The organism is Mesorhizobium sp. DCY119, assembly GCF_003590645.1.
Classification (GTDB): domain Bacteria; phylum Pseudomonadota; class Alphaproteobacteria; order Rhizobiales; family Rhizobiaceae; genus Mesorhizobium_M.
Genome location: NZ_CP031834.1, coordinates 1,110,865 through 1,126,603, shown reverse-complemented (window position 1 = coordinate 1,126,603; position 15,739 = coordinate 1,110,865). Strand labels below are relative to the sequence as shown.

Annotated in this window: 14 protein-coding genes; 10 read left to right on the top strand and 4 right to left on the bottom strand. The window is 62.7% G+C overall.

The genetic code is table 11. The features are described from left to right. Window positions 1-144: 144 nt before the first annotated feature. Window positions 145-3,375, bottom strand: coding sequence for a response regulator (locus tag DZG07_RS05455; protein ID WP_348626412.1), 3,231 nt, complete (start codon window positions 3,373-3,375; stop codon window positions 145-147). Between the two features lie 210 nt (window positions 3,376-3,585). Here DZG07_RS05455 and DZG07_RS05450 point away from each other — a divergent pair, with 210 nt between their 5' ends. The 8 genes from DZG07_RS05450 to DZG07_RS05415 all read left to right on the top strand — a co-directional run bounded on the left by DZG07_RS05450 (window position 3,586) and on the right by DZG07_RS05415 (window position 12,002). Continuing rightward, entirely contained in the window at window positions 3,586-3,831 is a 246-nt protein-coding gene (locus DZG07_RS05450; protein WP_091909650.1) for a hypothetical protein, read from the top strand. Window positions 3,832-3,993: 162 nt separating this feature from the next. Then, the gene (locus DZG07_RS05445) at window positions 3,994-5,046 is read left to right on the top strand and encodes a dipeptidase (RefSeq protein ID WP_119814958.1); all 1,053 of its coding nucleotides are present in this window, start codon (window positions 3,994-3,996) and stop codon (window positions 5,044-5,046) included. A gap of 51 nt (window positions 5,047-5,097) precedes the next feature. Further along, complete coding sequence (locus DZG07_RS05440) at window positions 5,098-6,738, top strand: ABC transporter substrate-binding protein (RefSeq protein WP_162931558.1); 1,641 nt, start codon at window positions 5,098-5,100, stop codon at window positions 6,736-6,738. A 22-nt stretch (window positions 6,739-6,760) separates the two neighbouring features. After that, window positions 6,761-7,828 (top strand): ABC transporter permease, encoded by a 1,068-nt coding sequence (locus DZG07_RS05435; RefSeq protein ID WP_119814955.1) that lies wholly within the window; start codon window positions 6,761-6,763, stop codon window positions 7,826-7,828. Next, a complete protein-coding gene (nikC, locus tag DZG07_RS05430; RefSeq protein ID WP_119814952.1) occupies window positions 7,825-8,742 on the top strand; it encodes a nickel transporter permease in 918 nt (305 codons plus the stop codon). Before DZG07_RS05435 ends, nikC begins: the two co-directional genes overlap by 4 nt. Next, the gene (locus DZG07_RS05425) at window positions 8,739-9,572 is read left to right on the top strand and encodes an ABC transporter ATP-binding protein (RefSeq protein WP_119814949.1); all 834 of its coding nucleotides are present in this window, start codon (window positions 8,739-8,741) and stop codon (window positions 9,570-9,572) included. The genes nikC and DZG07_RS05425 overlap by 4 nt, the downstream gene beginning before the upstream one ends. Continuing rightward, the gene (locus DZG07_RS05420; protein WP_119814946.1) at window positions 9,569-10,318 is read left to right on the top strand and encodes an ABC transporter ATP-binding protein; all 750 of its coding nucleotides are present in this window, start codon (window positions 9,569-9,571) and stop codon (window positions 10,316-10,318) included. Before DZG07_RS05425 ends, DZG07_RS05420 begins: the two co-directional genes overlap by 4 nt. Before the next feature lie 172 nt (window positions 10,319-10,490). Continuing rightward, window positions 10,491-12,002 carry an ATP-binding protein gene (locus tag DZG07_RS05415; protein WP_119814944.1) on the top strand — a complete coding sequence of 504 codons (1,512 nt, stop codon included), beginning with the start codon at window positions 10,491-10,493 and terminating at the stop codon, window positions 12,000-12,002. Between the two features lie 17 nt (window positions 12,003-12,019). Here the strand turns inward: DZG07_RS05415 and DZG07_RS23755 are convergent, their stop codons facing one another. Then, a complete protein-coding gene (locus DZG07_RS23755) occupies window positions 12,020-12,196 on the bottom strand; it encodes a hypothetical protein (protein ID WP_162931557.1) in 177 nt (58 codons plus the stop codon). Between the two features lie 153 nt (window positions 12,197-12,349). Next, window positions 12,350-13,273 carry a hypothetical protein gene (locus DZG07_RS05410; RefSeq protein ID WP_119814941.1) on the bottom strand — a complete coding sequence of 308 codons (924 nt, stop codon included), beginning with the start codon at window positions 13,271-13,273 and terminating at the stop codon, window positions 12,350-12,352. A gap of 420 nt (window positions 13,274-13,693) precedes the next feature. Here DZG07_RS05410 and DZG07_RS23750 point away from each other — a divergent pair, with 420 nt between their 5' ends. Next, a complete protein-coding gene (locus tag DZG07_RS23750) occupies window positions 13,694-13,846 on the top strand; it encodes a hypothetical protein (protein ID WP_162931556.1) in 153 nt (50 codons plus the stop codon). Between the two features lie 558 nt (window positions 13,847-14,404). On the opposite strand, the gene DZG07_RS05400 is transcribed toward DZG07_RS23750, so the two are convergent. Next, window positions 14,405-14,824: a hypothetical protein gene (locus DZG07_RS05400; RefSeq protein WP_091909623.1), complete on the bottom strand. Its 420-nt coding sequence runs from the start codon at window positions 14,822-14,824 to the stop codon at window positions 14,405-14,407. Window positions 14,825-15,055: 231 nt separating this feature from the next. Between DZG07_RS05400 and alkB the strand changes: the two genes are divergently transcribed. Then, window positions 15,056-15,706, top strand: a complete 651-nt coding sequence (gene alkB / locus DZG07_RS05395) for a DNA oxidative demethylase AlkB (protein WP_119814936.1) — start codon at window positions 15,056-15,058, stop codon at window positions 15,704-15,706. The last annotated feature ends 33 nt before the right edge of the window (window positions 15,707-15,739 follow it).

Here is a 15,739-nt window from a genome sequence, read left to right as displayed (position 1 = left end):
CGCCTGAAAACAGGCGTTTTCGGCATGCCATGGAATGCCCGGCGCGTTCCGTGCGGGAATCAAGCAGTTACGCCGCTCGGCGGCTCTGGCGAGCGCTGCAGGAGCGGAGAAGAGCGAAGCAAGAAAAAATTAACGCTGCCGCCTTCAGACGGCTTCGCGCTTGTCCTGATCGTCGAGCCATGCCCAGCGCTGGACTTTTTCGAGCAGGGCCTTGGGGCTGATCGGCTTGGCGAGATAGTCGTCCATGCCGGCTTCGATGCAGCGGTCACGGTCGCCCTTCAGCGCGTGCGCCGTCACGCCGATGATGGGAATGCGCGTTCCGGACTGCGCTTCCAGTTCGCGGATTGCAGCCGTTGCTTCCAGCCCGTTCATTTCCGGCATGGAAACATCCATCAGGATCATGCGCGGCCGCATCTCGGTGAAGGCGGCCAGCGCCTTCCTGCCATTGCCGACGATCTCGAAGGTGAAATCGGTTTCGCCCAGTATCTGGGTGAAAACGAGCTGGTTGACCTCATTGTCTTCGGCCACGAGGATATCGAGCCTGTGCTCGGCCGAGCTGACTGGCCGGCTGCGCGTCCGCAGGCTGACGGCAGGCTGGGACACCGGCTTCGCCGCAACATCGGCAACGGCGCCGCGCCTTGGTTCGCCGGCAAAATAGGCGCTGCGCCGGCGCTGTATGGTCGAGACCAGGGCTTCGAGAAGCGTCGAGGAACGCGCCGGCTTGATGAGCTGCGCGTCGATCGCCAGATCGCGATAGCTGGCATTGACGAGCGATTGGTCGACCGATGTCAGCATGACGATCGGCGTGTTTGCGAGGCCGGGCGTGTTGCGCACGATGCGCGCCATTTCAGCGCCCGACATGTTTGGCATCTGATAGTCGAGCACCACGCAATCGACAGGAACGCCGAGGGTTGCAGCCGCATGCAGCACCTTCAGCCCTTCCTCGCCGCTCTGCGCAGCACAGGCATCGAAGGTCCAGGACGCCATCTGCTCGATCAGGATCGAGCGGTTGACCGCATTGTCATCGACGATGAGGATGCGCGCGCCGGTGACGTCGACCGGCGTCACCTTGCGGCCTTCCGGCCGTCCCGCATTGGGCAGGGACAGCGTGAACCAGAAGGTAGAGCCCTTGCCCTCGGTGCTTTCGACGCCGATGTCACCGTCCATAAGACCGACAAGCCGCGAGGTGATGGCAAGGCCGAGGCCGGTGCCTTCATGGCGCCTTGTCGACGAGGCATCGACCTGGCTGAATTTCTCGAACACCTGCTTCAGCTTGTCTGCCGGAATGCCGATGCCCGTATCGGTCACCGCAATGCGCAGACTGGCGATACCGTCCACCGTCTCGCCGGTCACGTCGATCAGCACATGGCCGGAATCCGTGAACTTGACGGCGTTGCCGACCAGATTGGTGATGATCTGGCGAATGCGGCCGACGTCGCCGACAAACAGATCGTAGAGATTGGGCGCGACACGCACGATCAGTTCGAGGTCTTTTTCCTTGGCCCGCGTCGACACCAGCGTGGCGACATCCTCGATGGCTTCGGCCAGATTGAAGGGTGCTGGATCGAGCACCAGCTGCCCGGCATCGATCTTGGAGAAGTCGAGAATGTCGTTGATGATGGTCAGCAGCGCATTGCCCGATTTCACGATGATGTCGGTAAACGTCTTCTGCTTCGGGTCGAGGTCGGACTTTGCCAGCAGCTCGGCCATGCCAAGCACGCCATTCATCGGCGTGCGGATTTCATGGCTCATATTGGCGAGGAATTCCGATTTCGCACGGTCGGCCAGAACGGCCCGGCGCTGGGCCTCTTCAAGCTCGGCCTCACGCTCCTTCAGCTCGGTGACATCGGTGCTGGAGCCGATGAGATGCACGGAGCCATCGATGGAAACAAGCCGGCTTTTCTTGGCGTAAAGCTGGCGCACGGTGCCGTCGGAATGGGTCAGCACCTCCTCGGTCTCGTTCAGCTTGCCGCTGCGCAGAACGTCGAGATCGCGCTCGGCGAAACCCTCACCTTCCTCGCCGAAGAAATCGCGGTCGCTTCGCCCGATTGCCGCCTGCTGCGAAACCCCGGTGATGGTGCTCCAGGCCTTGTTGACGAACTCGAAAGTCAGGTCGGCATTCTTGACGTAGGTCGAGACCGGCAATTCATCGAGAACATGCCGGAAGAGATCGATCTGGCGCATGCTGTCGCGCAGCGCCTTTTCGCGCGTCTTCAATTCCGTAATGTCGACGCGCACGCCGATATAGGTGCCGTCGTCCATGCGCATGTCGAATGTCTGGAACCAGCGCCCATCCGGGTTGATGCGCTCTGCCGCCAAATGTTTGACGTGGTAGCGCCCCATATAACGCCGCACCCAGCCGTCGGGATCGCTGTCATAAAGCGCATCCAGCTCGGGATCTTCGCTTTGCCGGAAATAGCCGACATGATGCGCCAGTTCGATTGCCTCACGCAGCGTGCAGCCAGGCACCCAGGCAGCCGCCATGCCCGGCAGCGAAGCCTGCAGCTTGCGGTTTGCCAGCACGAACTTGTCGTGGCGATCGTAGATGATGACACCTGCCGGCAGCGATTCCAGCACACTGGCCAGTCGCCGGCGCGCCTCGTCGGCTTCGTTCTCGCGCGACTTGATATCCGTCACATCGAAAAGAAAGCCGGCAACGAAATTCTTGCCGCTGTCGACGCTGACGCGGTTCTTGCGCACGATGCGCGACTTGGCCTTGCCGAGAAACTCGAAATTCTCCTCGACTTCGTAGGGCTGGCCGGTGAGCAGCACATGGCGCTCGCTGTCCTCGAAGCCTTCGGCCTGTTCGGCGGCAAAGAAATCAGCGCCGACCTTTCCCAGCATGTCCTGCGGCTTCCTGCCGAACAGGGTCGAAAACGCCTCGTTGACGAAGACGAAGCGCAGGTCTGCGTCCTTGACGAAGATCGGGTCCTTGATGCCGTTGATGACGGCTTCGGACAGGCGGGTCTTTTCCACCGTCTCGGCGAGCCGCTGTTCACGCTCCTTCATCTCGGTGATGTCGTAGTAGGAAACGAGGCGCTTGCCGCCGGAAAGTGCCGTCACCGAATAGATCATGGTGCAGCCGTCGGCGCGCTTGAATTCGCGCGGGGCGACATCGCCGGCGCGGATTTCATTCAGCCGATAGGCGACGTAGCTTTCCCACTTCTCGTCGTTGACGTCGTAGATGCCGTTGTGACGGTTGAAGTCCATCACCGCCCGAAACGATGAACCGACGCCGATATCGTCCGGCGTCATTTTCCAGAGCTTGTAGAATTCCGTGTTGACGACCAGCGCGTTGAGGTCGGCGTCGACAAGCACGACGCCCATCTTCATGGAATCGAGGACCCGCTCGAGGTCTGACGCCAATTCGCCCATTCCCGGCGAAACTCCCGCGCCTACGATATCCAGCATAGTTACCCCACCGCGAATCCATCGCCGACCGCCCCCGCGGTCGTCCCGTCGCTGGAATGTGCCCGACAAGTTTTAACGATCGACTAACCTTAACCAGCCTTCACAGTGATGAACGACCCGATTGCCATTCGCGAATTCGGCCTTACCTTCATGCGGACATCAGGAGGAACAAAGATGCCGAATCCCAAGCCTATCGCCACTGCGCCGAAAAACGGCAGCAAGGTCCGCGTCTTCTGGAAAGACGCCGACGGGCAGGAGAACGAATCCATCGCCCAGTATCGCTCGGCCGAGATGCTGAAGGCGCTTGGCGGCGAGGGAGACGAGAACGATGTGGGCTGGTGGGCATTCACCGATTCCAGCACGCAGAAGAAGATCAACCCACATTCCTGGGCATCCGCAACCGACGATGAAGAGGACTGAGCAGCCTTTTGCTTTGCCGCGCTCGTGCAGATACCGGCGCGGCATTGACGCAACGGCAGTGAGACCAGCCGGCTTGTTTCGGTCGAGCCAGTAAAGGCGGCGCGCCGATATCTCTTGATCTTGCCCGAACCATTTGCATCATCCATGCAAAAAGGGTTGCCCATGCACGCAGTCTTCGACGGTCACAACGACGTTCTGCTTCGCCTCTGGCGGCATGAAAAGGACGGCGGCGACGCTGTCACCGAGTTCGCCAAGGGCACGGCCAAAGGCCATATCGATCTGCCCCGCGCCCGTGCCGGCGGACTCGCCGGCGGCCTGTGCGCGATCTACATTCCCTCCGGTCATCTGGTGCTGAAGGAACCGGGCGCCGACGGCAGCTATGTGACCCCGCTTTCCAAGCCGCTCGAACGTTCCCCCTCACTCGACATCGCACTGGAAATGGCGGCGGTCGCGTTGAAGCTTGAGCGCGCCGGCGCCTGGCGTCTCTGCCGCACCATGGCCGATATCGACAATGCGCTGGCCGACGAAGCTTTCGCCGCCGTGTTGCACATGGAAGGCTGCGAGGCGATCGGACCGGATCTCGCCGCGCTGGAAGTGTTCTACGCCGCCGGCCTGCGTTCGCTCGGGCCGGTCTGGAGCCGCAACAATGTGTTCGGCCATGGCGTGCCCTTCGCCTATCCGATGAGCCCGGACACCGGCCCCGGCCTGACAGACGCCGGCTGCCAGCTGGTTCGCGAATGCAATCGCCTCGGCATCATGATCGACCTGTCGCACATCACCGAAAAAGGCTTCTGGGACGTCGCCAAGCTGAGCGACCAGCCGCTGGTGGCGAGCCATTCCAATCCGCATGCGCTGGTCCCGGTCGCGCGCAACCTCACCGACAGACAGCTCGACGCCATCCGCGAAAGCAACGGCCTGGTCGGGCTGAACTTCGCCGTCACCATGCTGCGCGCCGACGGGCGGGAAAACGCCGACACGCCGATCTCCGACATGGTCCGCCATATCGACTATCTCGTCGACAAGCTCGGCATCGATGGCGTCGCCATCGGCTCCGACTTCGACGGCGCCTTGATCCCCAGGGAAATCGGCACCGCGGCGGGCCTTCAGAACCTCGTTGTCGCCTTGCAGGGCGCGGGCTATGGTGGCGCGGAACTGGCGAAACTATGCCGCGAAAACTGGTTCCGTGTCCTGCGCTCCGCCTGGCACGAGGACTGAAGCCGCCTAACAAGAATAATAACTTCGTCAACAAAACAGGGAACAACCAAGATGATGATGGGAAAAATGAACGCTCGCTTCCGCCCGCTGCTTGCCGGCGCGGCAATGTCGATGCTGGTCTTCTCCGCCGCTCCTTCATTCGCCGAGACGCCGGCCGACACGCTGGTTCTGGCTTGGGCCATCGACGACACCATCACGCTCGATCCGGGTGAGTCCTTCGAGATCAGCCCCGCGGAATTCATCGGCAATTCCTATGACATGCTGGTGCGCCTCGATATCGCCGACACCACCAAGGTCAAGGGCGGCATTGCCGAAAGCTGGACCGTTTCCGACGACGGCCTGACCTATACCTTCAAGCTCAAGCCCGGCCTCAAATTCGCTTCCGGCAACCCCATCACCGCCGAAGACGTCGCCTGGTCCTTCGAGCGCGCCGTCAAGATGGACAAGAGCCCGGCCTTCATCCTCACCCAGTTCGGCCTGACCGGCGAGAACGTGACGGAAAAGGCCAAGGCCGCCGACACCAACACCTTCGTCTTCACCGTCGACAAACCCTATGCGCCGAGCTTCGTGCTCAACTGCCTCACCGCCACCGTCGGCGCAGTCGTCGACAAGAAGCTGGTGCTGGAACACGTCGCGCCGGTGACGCCGACCGACGACTACAAATTCGACAACGATTTCGGCAATGGCTGGCTCAAGACCGGCTTTGCCGGTTCCGGCCCGTTCAAGATCCGCGATTGGCGCGCCAATGAGCTGCTCGTTCTCGAGCGCAACGACAATTACTACGGCGAAAAGCCGGCACTTGCCCGTGTCATCTATCGCCATGTCAAGGAAAGCGCCACGCAGCGGCTGATGCTGGAAACCGGCGATATCGACGTTGCCCGCAACCTCGAACCCGGCGATCTTGATGCCGTTTCCAAGAACGACAAGCTCGCCACCACCAGCGCACCGAAGGGCACGGTCTATTACATCAGCCTGAACCAGAAGAACGAGACGCTGGCCAAGCCGGAAGTGCGCCAGGCCTTCAAATATCTGGTCGACTATGACGCGATCGGCTCGACGCTGATCAAGGGCATCGGCGAGATCCGCCAGACCTACCAGCCCAAGGGCGTGCTCGGTTCGCTCGACGATGCGCCGTTCAAGCTCGATGTCGCCAAGGCCAAGGAGCTTCTGGAAAAGGCCGGCCTGAAGGACGGCTTCTCCGTCACCATGGACGTGCGCAGCAGCCAGCCGGTCACCGGCATTGCCGAGTCCATCCAGCAGACCGTCGGCCAGGCCGGCATCAAGCTGGAGATCATTCCCGGCGACGGCAAGCAGACGCTGACCAAGTACCGCGCCCGCAACCATGACATCTATATCGGCCAGTGGGGCATGGATTACTGGGATCCGAACTCCAATGCGGAAACCTTCACCAGCAATCCCGACAACAAGGACGACGCCGCCACCAAGACGCTGGCCTGGCGCAATTCCTGGGATGTGCCGGAGCTGACCGCGCAGACCAAGGCAGCCCTTCTGGAACGCGACAACGCCAAGCGCGCCGAAATGTACCAGAAGCTGCAGAAGGAATCGCTGGAGACCAGCCCTTTCGTGATGATCTTCCAGCAGACGGAAGTCGCCGGCCTGCGCGGCAACGTCAAGAACTACAAGCTCGGACCGAGCTTCGACAGCAACTTCCTGGCACCGGTCTCGAAGTAATAGAACCGAGAAGATCGGTTCGTTGAGCAACACGCAAACACGCGCGGAGGCGAAACGCGAAAGCGGTCGCGCCTCCGCCCGCGCCGCTGCGATCGCCCGTTTCGTGGTGATCGTGGTGACGACCTATCTTGGCCTTCTGGCCGTCACCTTCTTCATCGGCCGCGTCATCCCGATCGACCCGGTGCTGGCGATCGTCGGCGACCGCGCGCCGGCCCATGTGGTCGAGCGCACGCGCATCGAGATGGGACTGAACCTGCCCTACTACCAGCAGTTCTTCCTCTATGTGAAAGGCGCGCTGCAGGGTGATTTCGGCACCTCGGTGCTGACCACGAACCCGGTGATGTCGGACATAAGGCGCGTCTTCCCGGCAACCATGGAACTGGCTTCGCTCGGCACCATCATCGGCGCGCTGTTCGGCATTCCGCTCGGCGTGCTTGCCGCCGTCAGGCGCGGCAGCATCGCCGACCAGATCGTGCGCGTCATCGGGCTGGTCGGCTATTCCGTGCCGATCTTCTGGCTCGGGCTTCTGGGACTGCTGGTATTCTATGCGCGGCTGAGATGGACCGCCGGACCCGGCCGCATCGACGTCGTCTTCGAATACACCTTCACGCCGATCACCGGCTTTTATCTCCTCGATTCGATCCTGCGCGGCGACTGGGCGGCGTTTCGCGATATCTTCGCCCACATCATCCTGCCCGCCTCGCTGCTCGGCTATTTTTCGCTCGCCTATATCAGCCGCATGACGCGCTCCTTCATGCTCAACGAACTTCAGCAGGAATACATCGTCGCGGCGCGCGCCAAGGGTCTTTCCGAAACCCGCATCATCTGGGGCCACGCGCTGCGCAACGCCGCCGTGCCGCTGGTGACGGTGATCGCGCTGTCCTATGCCAACCTGCTTGAGGGCTCGGTGCTGACCGAAACCGTCTTCGCCTGGCCGGGCCTCGGTCTCTACATCACCAATTCGCTGCAGAACGCCGACATGAACGCAGTGCTTGGCGGCACGCTCGTCATCGGCTCGGTGTTCATCGCGCTCAATTTGTTCTCCGACCTGCTCTACCGCGTACTCGACCCAAGGACGCGGATACGATGAGCGAAACCATGCAATCCCGCCGCGACTGGCTGCTTTCCGAGCGCCCGGCCTCGCGCCTGCAGGCAAGGCTCGGCCGCGCCTATCTGACGTGGCGGCGCTTCACGGCCAACAAGCTCGCCGTTATCGGGCTGCTGATCATCCTCGCGCTGTGCCTTGTGGCGGCTCTGGCCGATGTGCTGGCGCCCTATTCCCCCTATATCGGCGATCTCGCCAATTCGCGCCTGCTGTTTCCCGATGCCAATCACTGGCTCGGCACCGACGGACAGGGCCGCGACATCCTCTCGCGCCTCATCTACGGCTCGCGGCTGACCTTGCAGGTCGTCGTCCTCGTCGCCATCATTGCCGCCCCCATCGGCCTGCTGGTTGGCACGGTCGCGGGCTATGCCGGCGGCTGGGTCGATGCGGTGCTGATGCGCATCACCGACATCTTCCTTGCCTTTCCCAAGCTGGTGCTGGCACTGGCCTTCGTTGCAGCACTCGGGCCCGGCATCGGCAACGCCATCATCGCCATCGCCATCACCTCGTGGCCGCCCTATGCCCGCATCGCGCGGGCCGAAACACTGACGGTGCGCAATTCCGACTACATCGCCGCCGTGCAACTCATGGGCGCATCGCCGACGCGCATCGTGCTGCGCCACATCATGCCGCTCTGCGTCTCCTCGCTTATCGTGCGCGTCACGCTGGACATGGCCGGCATCATCCTCACCGCCGCAGGCCTCGGCTTCCTCGGCCTCGGCGCACAGCCGCCGCTGCCCGAATGGGGCGCGATGATCGCGGCGGGACGCCTGTTCATCCTCGACCAGTGGTGGGTGGCGGCCGCTCCCGGTTTCGCCATCCTCATCGTCAGCCTCGGCTTCAACCTTCTCGGCGACGGCCTGCGCGACGCGCTCGACCCGCGCGGAGGCAGCCAATGAGCGCGCTGCTGGAAGTCGAGGACCTGCGCGTCAGCTTCCCGACCCGAACCGGCGTCATCGAGGCCGTGCGGGGTGTTTCCTTCTCGCTCGGCAAGGAACGGCTCGGCATCGTCGGCGAGAGCGGTTCCGGCAAGTCGCAGACCGGCCGAGCCATCATGGGCCTGACGCCGGAGCACGCGGAGATTTCGGCCAAAAAGCTGGAGTTCAGCGGCATCGACCTCCTGCGCGTGCCGGCGCGTGAGCGGCGCACCTTGCGCGGCAAGCGCATCGCCATGGTCCTGCAGGACCCGAAATATTCGCTCGACCCGGTCATGACCATCGGCCGGCAGATCGTCGAGACCTTGCGCACCCACGAGAAGGTCGGCAAGGCCGAGGCGCGCAAGCAGGCGCTGGACATGCTGCAAGCCGTGCAGATCCGTGATCCCGAGCGGGTTTACAAGCTCTATCCGCATGAGGTTTCCGGCGGCATGGGCCAGCGCGCCATGATCGCCATGATGCTGATCGCCGGACCCGAACTGCTGATCGCCGACGAGCCGACATCGGCACTCGACGTCACCGTCCAGCTCGAGGTGCTCGGCATTCTCGACCGCCTCGTGCGCGATCGCGGCATGGGCCTGATCTTCATTTCGCACGATCTGCGGCTTGTCTCCTCCTTCTGCGACCGCGTCATCGTCATGTATGCCGGCAGGATCGTCGAAGAGCTGCCGGCGACCGAGCTTGGCAACGCCCAGCATCCCTATACGCGCGGGTTGCTCAATTGCATGCCGCAGATCGACGCCGACAGGCACCCGCTGCCCGTTCTCGACCGCAAGCCGGAATGGGCGCTATGACCGCAGCCCTTGAACTGGACCGGCTGCGCGTCACCTTCGACGGCTTCGTCGCGCTGAACGATGTCAGCCTCACTGTCGCTTCGGGCGAATCCTTCGGGCTGGTCGGCGAATCCGGCTCCGGCAAGTCGACGCTGCTGCGCGCGGTCGCAGGGCTCGCGCCGGTCGCGGGCGGAACCATCATCGTCAACGGCAAGCCGCTGGGGCGAAAGCGCGACAAGGCTTTCTACCGCCAGGTGCAGATGGTTTTCCAGGACCCATACGGCTCGCTGCATCCGCGCCAGACTGTCGATCGCCTGCTGCTGGAGCCCTTAGCCATCCATGGTTTCGAAGACACCGAAAAGCGCATCCTGCGCGCGCTGGACGAGGTCGGACTGGGTTCCGGTTTCCGCTTCCGCTATTCGCACCAGCTTTCCGGTGGCCAGCGCCAGCGCATCGCGATTGCCCGTGCGCTGATCCTCGAACCGTCGATCCTGCTGCTCGACGAGCCAACATCTGCGCTTGATGCCTCGGTGCAGGCCGAGGTGCTGAACCTGCTTGAGCAGATTCGCGCCGACCGCAAGCTGACCTTCATCATGGTCAGCCACGATCTCGCGGTCATCACCCATATGTGCGACCGGCTGATGGTCATGCAGAATGGCGAAGAGGTCGAACGCCTGACCGCAGCCGATCTCGTCGCGCGCCGCGTCGCCAAGGATTATACGCGCAATCTGCTCGTCGCCAGCGAAGGCTTCAAGCGCAGCGCCTAGCTCATGGCAAAAGATCATCTGTGGGTTTCGGCAAAACCGCCACCATTCGTCGTCACGGCAATGCTAAGAGCATTAAAAATTCAGGCTTGAATCTCCGTCACGCCTGTTCCCGCCCGCTGTGCTAGACCCCTAAAATGGACAAGAGAATCATGCGGCGCGTCGAGGAGGCGCAATGAAGGTAGGCATCGATATGGGCGCGACGTCCAACGGGACGCCGGCTATGCTCGACCTCGAGGAATTGCTGGCGACCCGCCTGCTCGTGCAGGGCAATTCGGGCTCCGGAAAATCGCATCTGCTGCGCCGCCTGCTCGAACAGAGTGCGCCGTGGGTGCAGCAATGCATTGTCGATCCGGAAGGCGATTTCGTCTCGCTGGCAGATAAATTCGGCCATGTCGTCGTTGACGCGGCGCGCACCGAGGCCGAACTCACCCGCATTGCCGCGCGTATCCGCCAGCATCGCGTTTCCGTCGTGCTCAATCTCGAAGGTCTCGATGTCGAGCAGCAGATGCGCGCTGCGGCTGCCTTCCTTGGCGGCATGTTCGATGCCGAGCGCGACCATTGGTATCCGGTTCTCGTCGTCGTCGACGAAGCCCAGCTCTTCGCACCGTCCGCTGCCGGCGAGGTTGCCGACGAGGCGAGAAAAATTTCGCTCGCTGCCATGACCAACCTGATGTGCCGCGGCCGCAAACGCGGGCTGGCCGGCGTCATCGCCACGCAGCGCCTCGCCAAGCTCGCCAAGAACGTTGCGGCGGAAGCGTCGAACTTCCTGATGGGCCGTACTTTCCTCGACATCGACATGGCGCGCGCCGCCGACCTGCTCGGCATGGAGCGACGTCAGGCCGAGATGTTCCGCGACCTCGGCCGCGGCCATTTCGTGGCGCTCGGGCCCGCAATCGCGCGGCGGCCTTTGCCCGTCACCATCGGCACGGTCGAGACCGCGCCGCGTTCGACCAGCCCGAAGCTGATGCCGCTTCCCGAAACCGGCGAAGACCTCAGCGAGCTGATTTTTACGCCCGGCCCGGAAGAACGACGCCCGATCGTGCGGCGCACGCCTCCGCCGCCGGCTCCCACCCCGACCGCCGATATCCTGGCCCAGCTTTCGCAGCCCAAGCCAGCGCCTGAAGCCCCGGCCGAACCGGTCTTCGCCATCATCGACGAGGCCGAGCGCGACATGCAGATCGAAGGCGTGCTGCGCGAAATTCTTGAGGACGTGGACGCCTCCTTCCGCTCAGACGCCATCCTCTATCAGGATTTTCTGGTCCGCTGCCGCATCCGGCGCGTGGCTGGCGAGCCGCTGGCACTACCGGCCTTCCGGCGCAAGCTGGCGGTCGCCCGCGCTGGCGTCGATGGCGCGACAGCCGAGAGCGAGACCTGGCAGCATGCACTGGAATTATCGGCAAGCGTGCCCGATGACATGCAGGGCGTTTTCCTCTCGGTCGCACAGGCAGCCGTCAACGGCTTGCCCTGCCCTTCCGACGCTGCAATAGCCCGCGTCTATGGCAGTCACTCGGCGCGGCGGGCACGGCGGCTTCTGACCTATTTCGAGGAACGCGGCCTGCTGGTGGTACGCACCGACTTCCGCAATAATCGGGTGGTGGCTTTCCCCGATCTCGGCTGCGAAACCGCACCGGGCGATCCGAACCTGCCGGACGACGCGGTCGACAGCCAGTTCGCGGCGGAATAACGCCAGCGTCCCGGAACTCAGCTTTCGCTTTCGCGCAGTCTGTTCAAGGCTTCCTGTTCCGCCACCGAAAGCAGGGCGCCAAGGTCGTGCAGCGCATAGTCGGCATCCACCGCAGCAAGGGATTTACGCAGTTCCTTCAAGGTGCCGTAGGTTTGGCGCAGCGTCTCGCGTAGCTGTCTACGATCTTCCTGCATATCCGTCCCTTCCTACGCTTACTCGATACTCGCAAGACAACTGCCCCGAGCAGTGAACGTTCCAGAAAAGCTCATGTTTTCATGATCGAGCGCTGCTCAAACAAATGCCCGCCCCGGTGAAGGGGCGGGCATTTGCATCCACTCGCTCGTTGGTTATCGAACGATCATAACGTCCGGGTTCTCGTCGCGTCCCCGCCCGCCGATAAGTGCGGCAACCGAGGCGATGAAAGCACCGAGCAGCAAGGACAGCGCCGTCACCAGCGAGAATGTCGCGGCAGCCTTCCTGGCAGTGTCCGCAGCCTGTTTCGCATCGGTCTTGGCGGTTTCTATCCGCTTCAGGACGCCATCGACGCGCGCTTCCGCATCGGCCTGCGAAAGCCCGGCGCGCGCAGCGACGAGCTGAGCGAGATAGGTGCGGTCCTCGGCTGACACTTCACCTGATGCCGCACTGGAAAGCAGGATGCGCGTGGCCTGGCCTGCCGCCGCCGCACTGCCTTCTGCCCCTTGCGCATTCGCCGCAGCCGGATCGGCCGGACGGAACAGTGAATCGACGAAGTAGGAGGTCATGTCGTTCGCCTGCGAAGCCATGCCGCTCTGGCTGGCCGCACTTGCGCCGGCACCAGCCGCTGAAGTTGCGCCGGAAACCACCGTCGACGCGGCCTGCACGCCACCGCCCACAACCGACGTCAGCGCAGAGCCCATCACGCCGGCGACCACCAGCGTTGCCAGCGCCCAGGACAAGAACCCATGCGCGGTATCGCGGAAATAGATCTCGTCGTCATGGACGCCCGACCATTTCGTGCGCAGCCGCCCGGCGATATAGCCGCCGAAAGCTGACGAAAACCATTGCACGATGATAAGCCAGATCGCGGTTGATACGGCGAAGGTCGTCATCGAGACGCCCGAACCGGACCATGGCGAAACGGAACTCAGGCCAAGGCCGGAACCCAGCACGATCAGAAGAAGCGTCAGCGAGGATGCCGCCACCGCGCCGGCGATGATCGCCGCCCAGGAGACAGCGGATGACGAGGATTCGCTCGGAACGATCGCCTCGGCCGATGAAATTGTCTGTTGCATGACCACCCCTTATCGAACGAACAGAAGGATGAGGATGATGATCGGGATAGGTATACCGAGCAGCCACAGCAGGATTCCGCGACCCATGATTATTCTCCTTGGATTGTTGAGGCACCAAATCGCCCCGTGCCACAGCAACCGCAGCGCGCGATGAAAGTTCCACGGCACGGCCCGTGGCGCAGAACTTCTTTCTTTCGCGCGCGATGGAACCTTTCGGGCCGAAGCTTGTTAGACAGCAACGGCGGGTGAAGTCCCCTCCTATCCCGCCGCCTCAAAGAAAAGCCGTCTCTCGCGAGGCGGCTTTTTCTTGTGGCGAAACGCAGCGCGTTAAGCTTTTCGTAATTAGATTAAATCTTTAGTGAATCCGGGCGAAGTGACATTGCAAACCGTTGGGGACGGTTGACGAAACGGAGTGCGGCAATGGTTACCCGGCTAGGCGTGGTTTTCCTGATTTCAGCGCTGTTTGCCGGCGGCTTCGCAGGCGTCGTGCATCTATCGGACACTTCAGCCCGTTTCGATACCGGTTGCCGGGTATCGACCAATCCTGCCTGCTTCGGACCTTACCAGCGATAGGCACGACCTGCCGCGCTTGAATACAGCGCAGGCCGAAATCTACTTGCAGACATATTTCACGCGGGTGCCCGGCCGGGACACATTGCTGCAGGAGACCGGCTTGGCAGGGGCGGCGGCCGCTGGCTGTGACGCCGGACGGGCAACGGGCCTGCTCTTGCGCGGAGCGGCCTTCACGCGTGGTTTGGGTTTGGTGGCCGGGGCGGCGACTGCTGGTTCAGCCGGACGGGCGGGAAAACTTGAATAGACAACCGCGTCGCTCAGGCTCGGTTCCGGCGCGCTCCGGCGCTTGAACATATTGGACCAGTCGGTCGTCTGCCCTTGGAATTCGATGGACCCATCGGACGTTCGCGAGCATCCGCCCGCCGCCAGGAGCCCGAAACAGGCAGCGATAGTCAGAATCGACCAGACGCGATCTACCATCACGAAGTATCCCCTAAACCATTTCATGACCGGCCGACTCACGTCGGCCAGCCATCGTCATGATAACCGCAGTATCCCCGCTGGAAAAGAAATGTGATCGCCGCACCTTTTCACACCGGAGCCACAGCCTATCGGCTGTTAGCGGATAACCGGGCAGCCGCGTTCACGGCTGAAGGTGACCACAATCCGCCGGCCCTCCGACCTGCCACCGACATCGATCGTGCGACGGCCGACATCCATGATCCGTGCGCGCCGCACGCCCATGCGCTCGGCCTTTTCAAGCGCCCGGTCCGGCGTGCAGGAGCGCGGACCTCTGTCGTCGCGGCGAGAATCGCTGCCGTAGCGTTCGTCCCTGCGGTGATCTCTCCTGTCGCGGCGATCGCGGCAGCCAGGATCGTTGCGATTACGGCCCTCGCAATCCTGCCGCATCAGGACGCGCGGACCATCCTGTCCGAGCTGGAGTTGCAATGTCTGGGCCGATGCCAGCGATGGGGCAAAAGACAGGCTGCCGACACCTATGAGTGCCGAAAGTGCACAATTACGAATGAAAGAATGCATGGATAGGCTCCTCGTTTGTCGACCTCAACGCGCTCACGGCGGTTTTGTTCATTCGCCTTGCATGGCCTTGATCGATCGCTGCCAGCTATCAGATTCTACGGCGGCAGCACCAGAAGATTAAAAACAGCGTTATCGTTGCGTATCCAGACCCCGAAGCCGGAACGCAGGAAACGGGTTGCCCGGCAGCGCATGATCGCTAAGCACTGCCGACGCAGGGTAAAGGAGCAGGCCATGAGAGATCTTTTCGACGACACAGCTTTTCATGAACCGCCCACCGAGCAGCTCGCCGACGGTGCGATCCTGCTGCGAAGGCGCGCACTGCCATTCGAGGCCGAACTGCTTGCCGCCCTTGAAGGCGTCGTTGCCAACGCCCCCTTCCGTCATCTGGTGACGCCGGGCGGCTTCGAGATGTCCGTGGCGATGACCAATTGCGGCAATGCCGGCTGGGTGAGCGACCGCACTGGCTATCGCTACGATTCTCACGACCCGCTGACGGGAAAGCCGTGGCCGGAAATGCCGGCCTCGTTCCTGAAGCTCGCGATCGACGCGGCTGCTGATGCCGGTTATCCGAGCTTCCAGCCCGATGCCTGCCTCATCAATCTCTACGAGCCCGGCGCGCGGCTCTCGCTGCATCAGGACAAGGACGAGCGCAACCACGCCAACCCCATTGTCTCGGTCTCGCTCGGCCTGCCCGCGACCTTCCAGTTCGGCGGCCTGAAACGGACCGATCCGATCCGCAAGGTGCCGCTCTACCATGGCGACGTTGTCGTGTGGGGCGGCCCCTCGCGCCTGTTCTATCACGGGGTGCTGGCGCTGAAGGACGGTGACCACGAAACGCTGGGCCGCAAGCGCATCAACCTGACATTCCGCAAGGCGCTCTGAGTTTTTGCGCCGTCCGGCAAAGCAGGTTTCGGG

Bases quoted from the DNA above. Each gene is read 5' to 3' on its own strand.
- DZG07_RS05440 (WP_162931558.1), top strand. From the start codon at position 5,098: ATGATGATGGGAAAAATGAACGCTCGCTTCCGCCCGCTGCTTGCCGGC.
- DZG07_RS05420 (WP_119814946.1), top strand. From the start codon at position 9,569: ATGACCGCAGCCCTTGAACTGGACCGGCTGCGCGTCACCTTCGACGGC.
- DZG07_RS05415 (WP_119814944.1), top strand. From the start codon at position 10,491: ATGAAGGTAGGCATCGATATGGGCGCGACGTCCAACGGGACGCCGGCT.
- DZG07_RS23755 (WP_162931557.1), bottom strand. From the start codon at position 12,196: ATGCAGGAAGATCGTAGACAGCTACGCGAGACGCTGCGCCAAACCTAC.
- DZG07_RS05425 (WP_119814949.1), top strand. From the start codon at position 8,739: ATGAGCGCGCTGCTGGAAGTCGAGGACCTGCGCGTCAGCTTCCCGACC.
- DZG07_RS05455 (WP_348626412.1), bottom strand. From the start codon at position 3,375: ATGGGCGAATTGGCGTCAGACCTCGAGCGGGTCCTCGATTCCATGAAG.
- nikC (WP_119814952.1), top strand. From the start codon at position 7,825: ATGAGCGAAACCATGCAATCCCGCCGCGACTGGCTGCTTTCCGAGCGC.
- DZG07_RS05410 (WP_119814941.1), bottom strand. From the start codon at position 13,273: ATGCAACAGACAATTTCATCGGCCGAGGCGATCGTTCCGAGCGAATCC.
- DZG07_RS23750 (WP_162931556.1), top strand. From the start codon at position 13,694: ATGGTTACCCGGCTAGGCGTGGTTTTCCTGATTTCAGCGCTGTTTGCC.
- DZG07_RS05445 (WP_119814958.1), top strand. From the start codon at position 3,994: ATGCACGCAGTCTTCGACGGTCACAACGACGTTCTGCTTCGCCTCTGG.
- alkB (WP_119814936.1), top strand. From the start codon at position 15,056: ATGAGAGATCTTTTCGACGACACAGCTTTTCATGAACCGCCCACCGAG.
- DZG07_RS05450 (WP_091909650.1), top strand. From the start codon at position 3,586: ATGCCGAATCCCAAGCCTATCGCCACTGCGCCGAAAAACGGCAGCAAG.
- DZG07_RS05400 (WP_091909623.1), bottom strand. From the start codon at position 14,824: ATGCATTCTTTCATTCGTAATTGTGCACTTTCGGCACTCATAGGTGTC.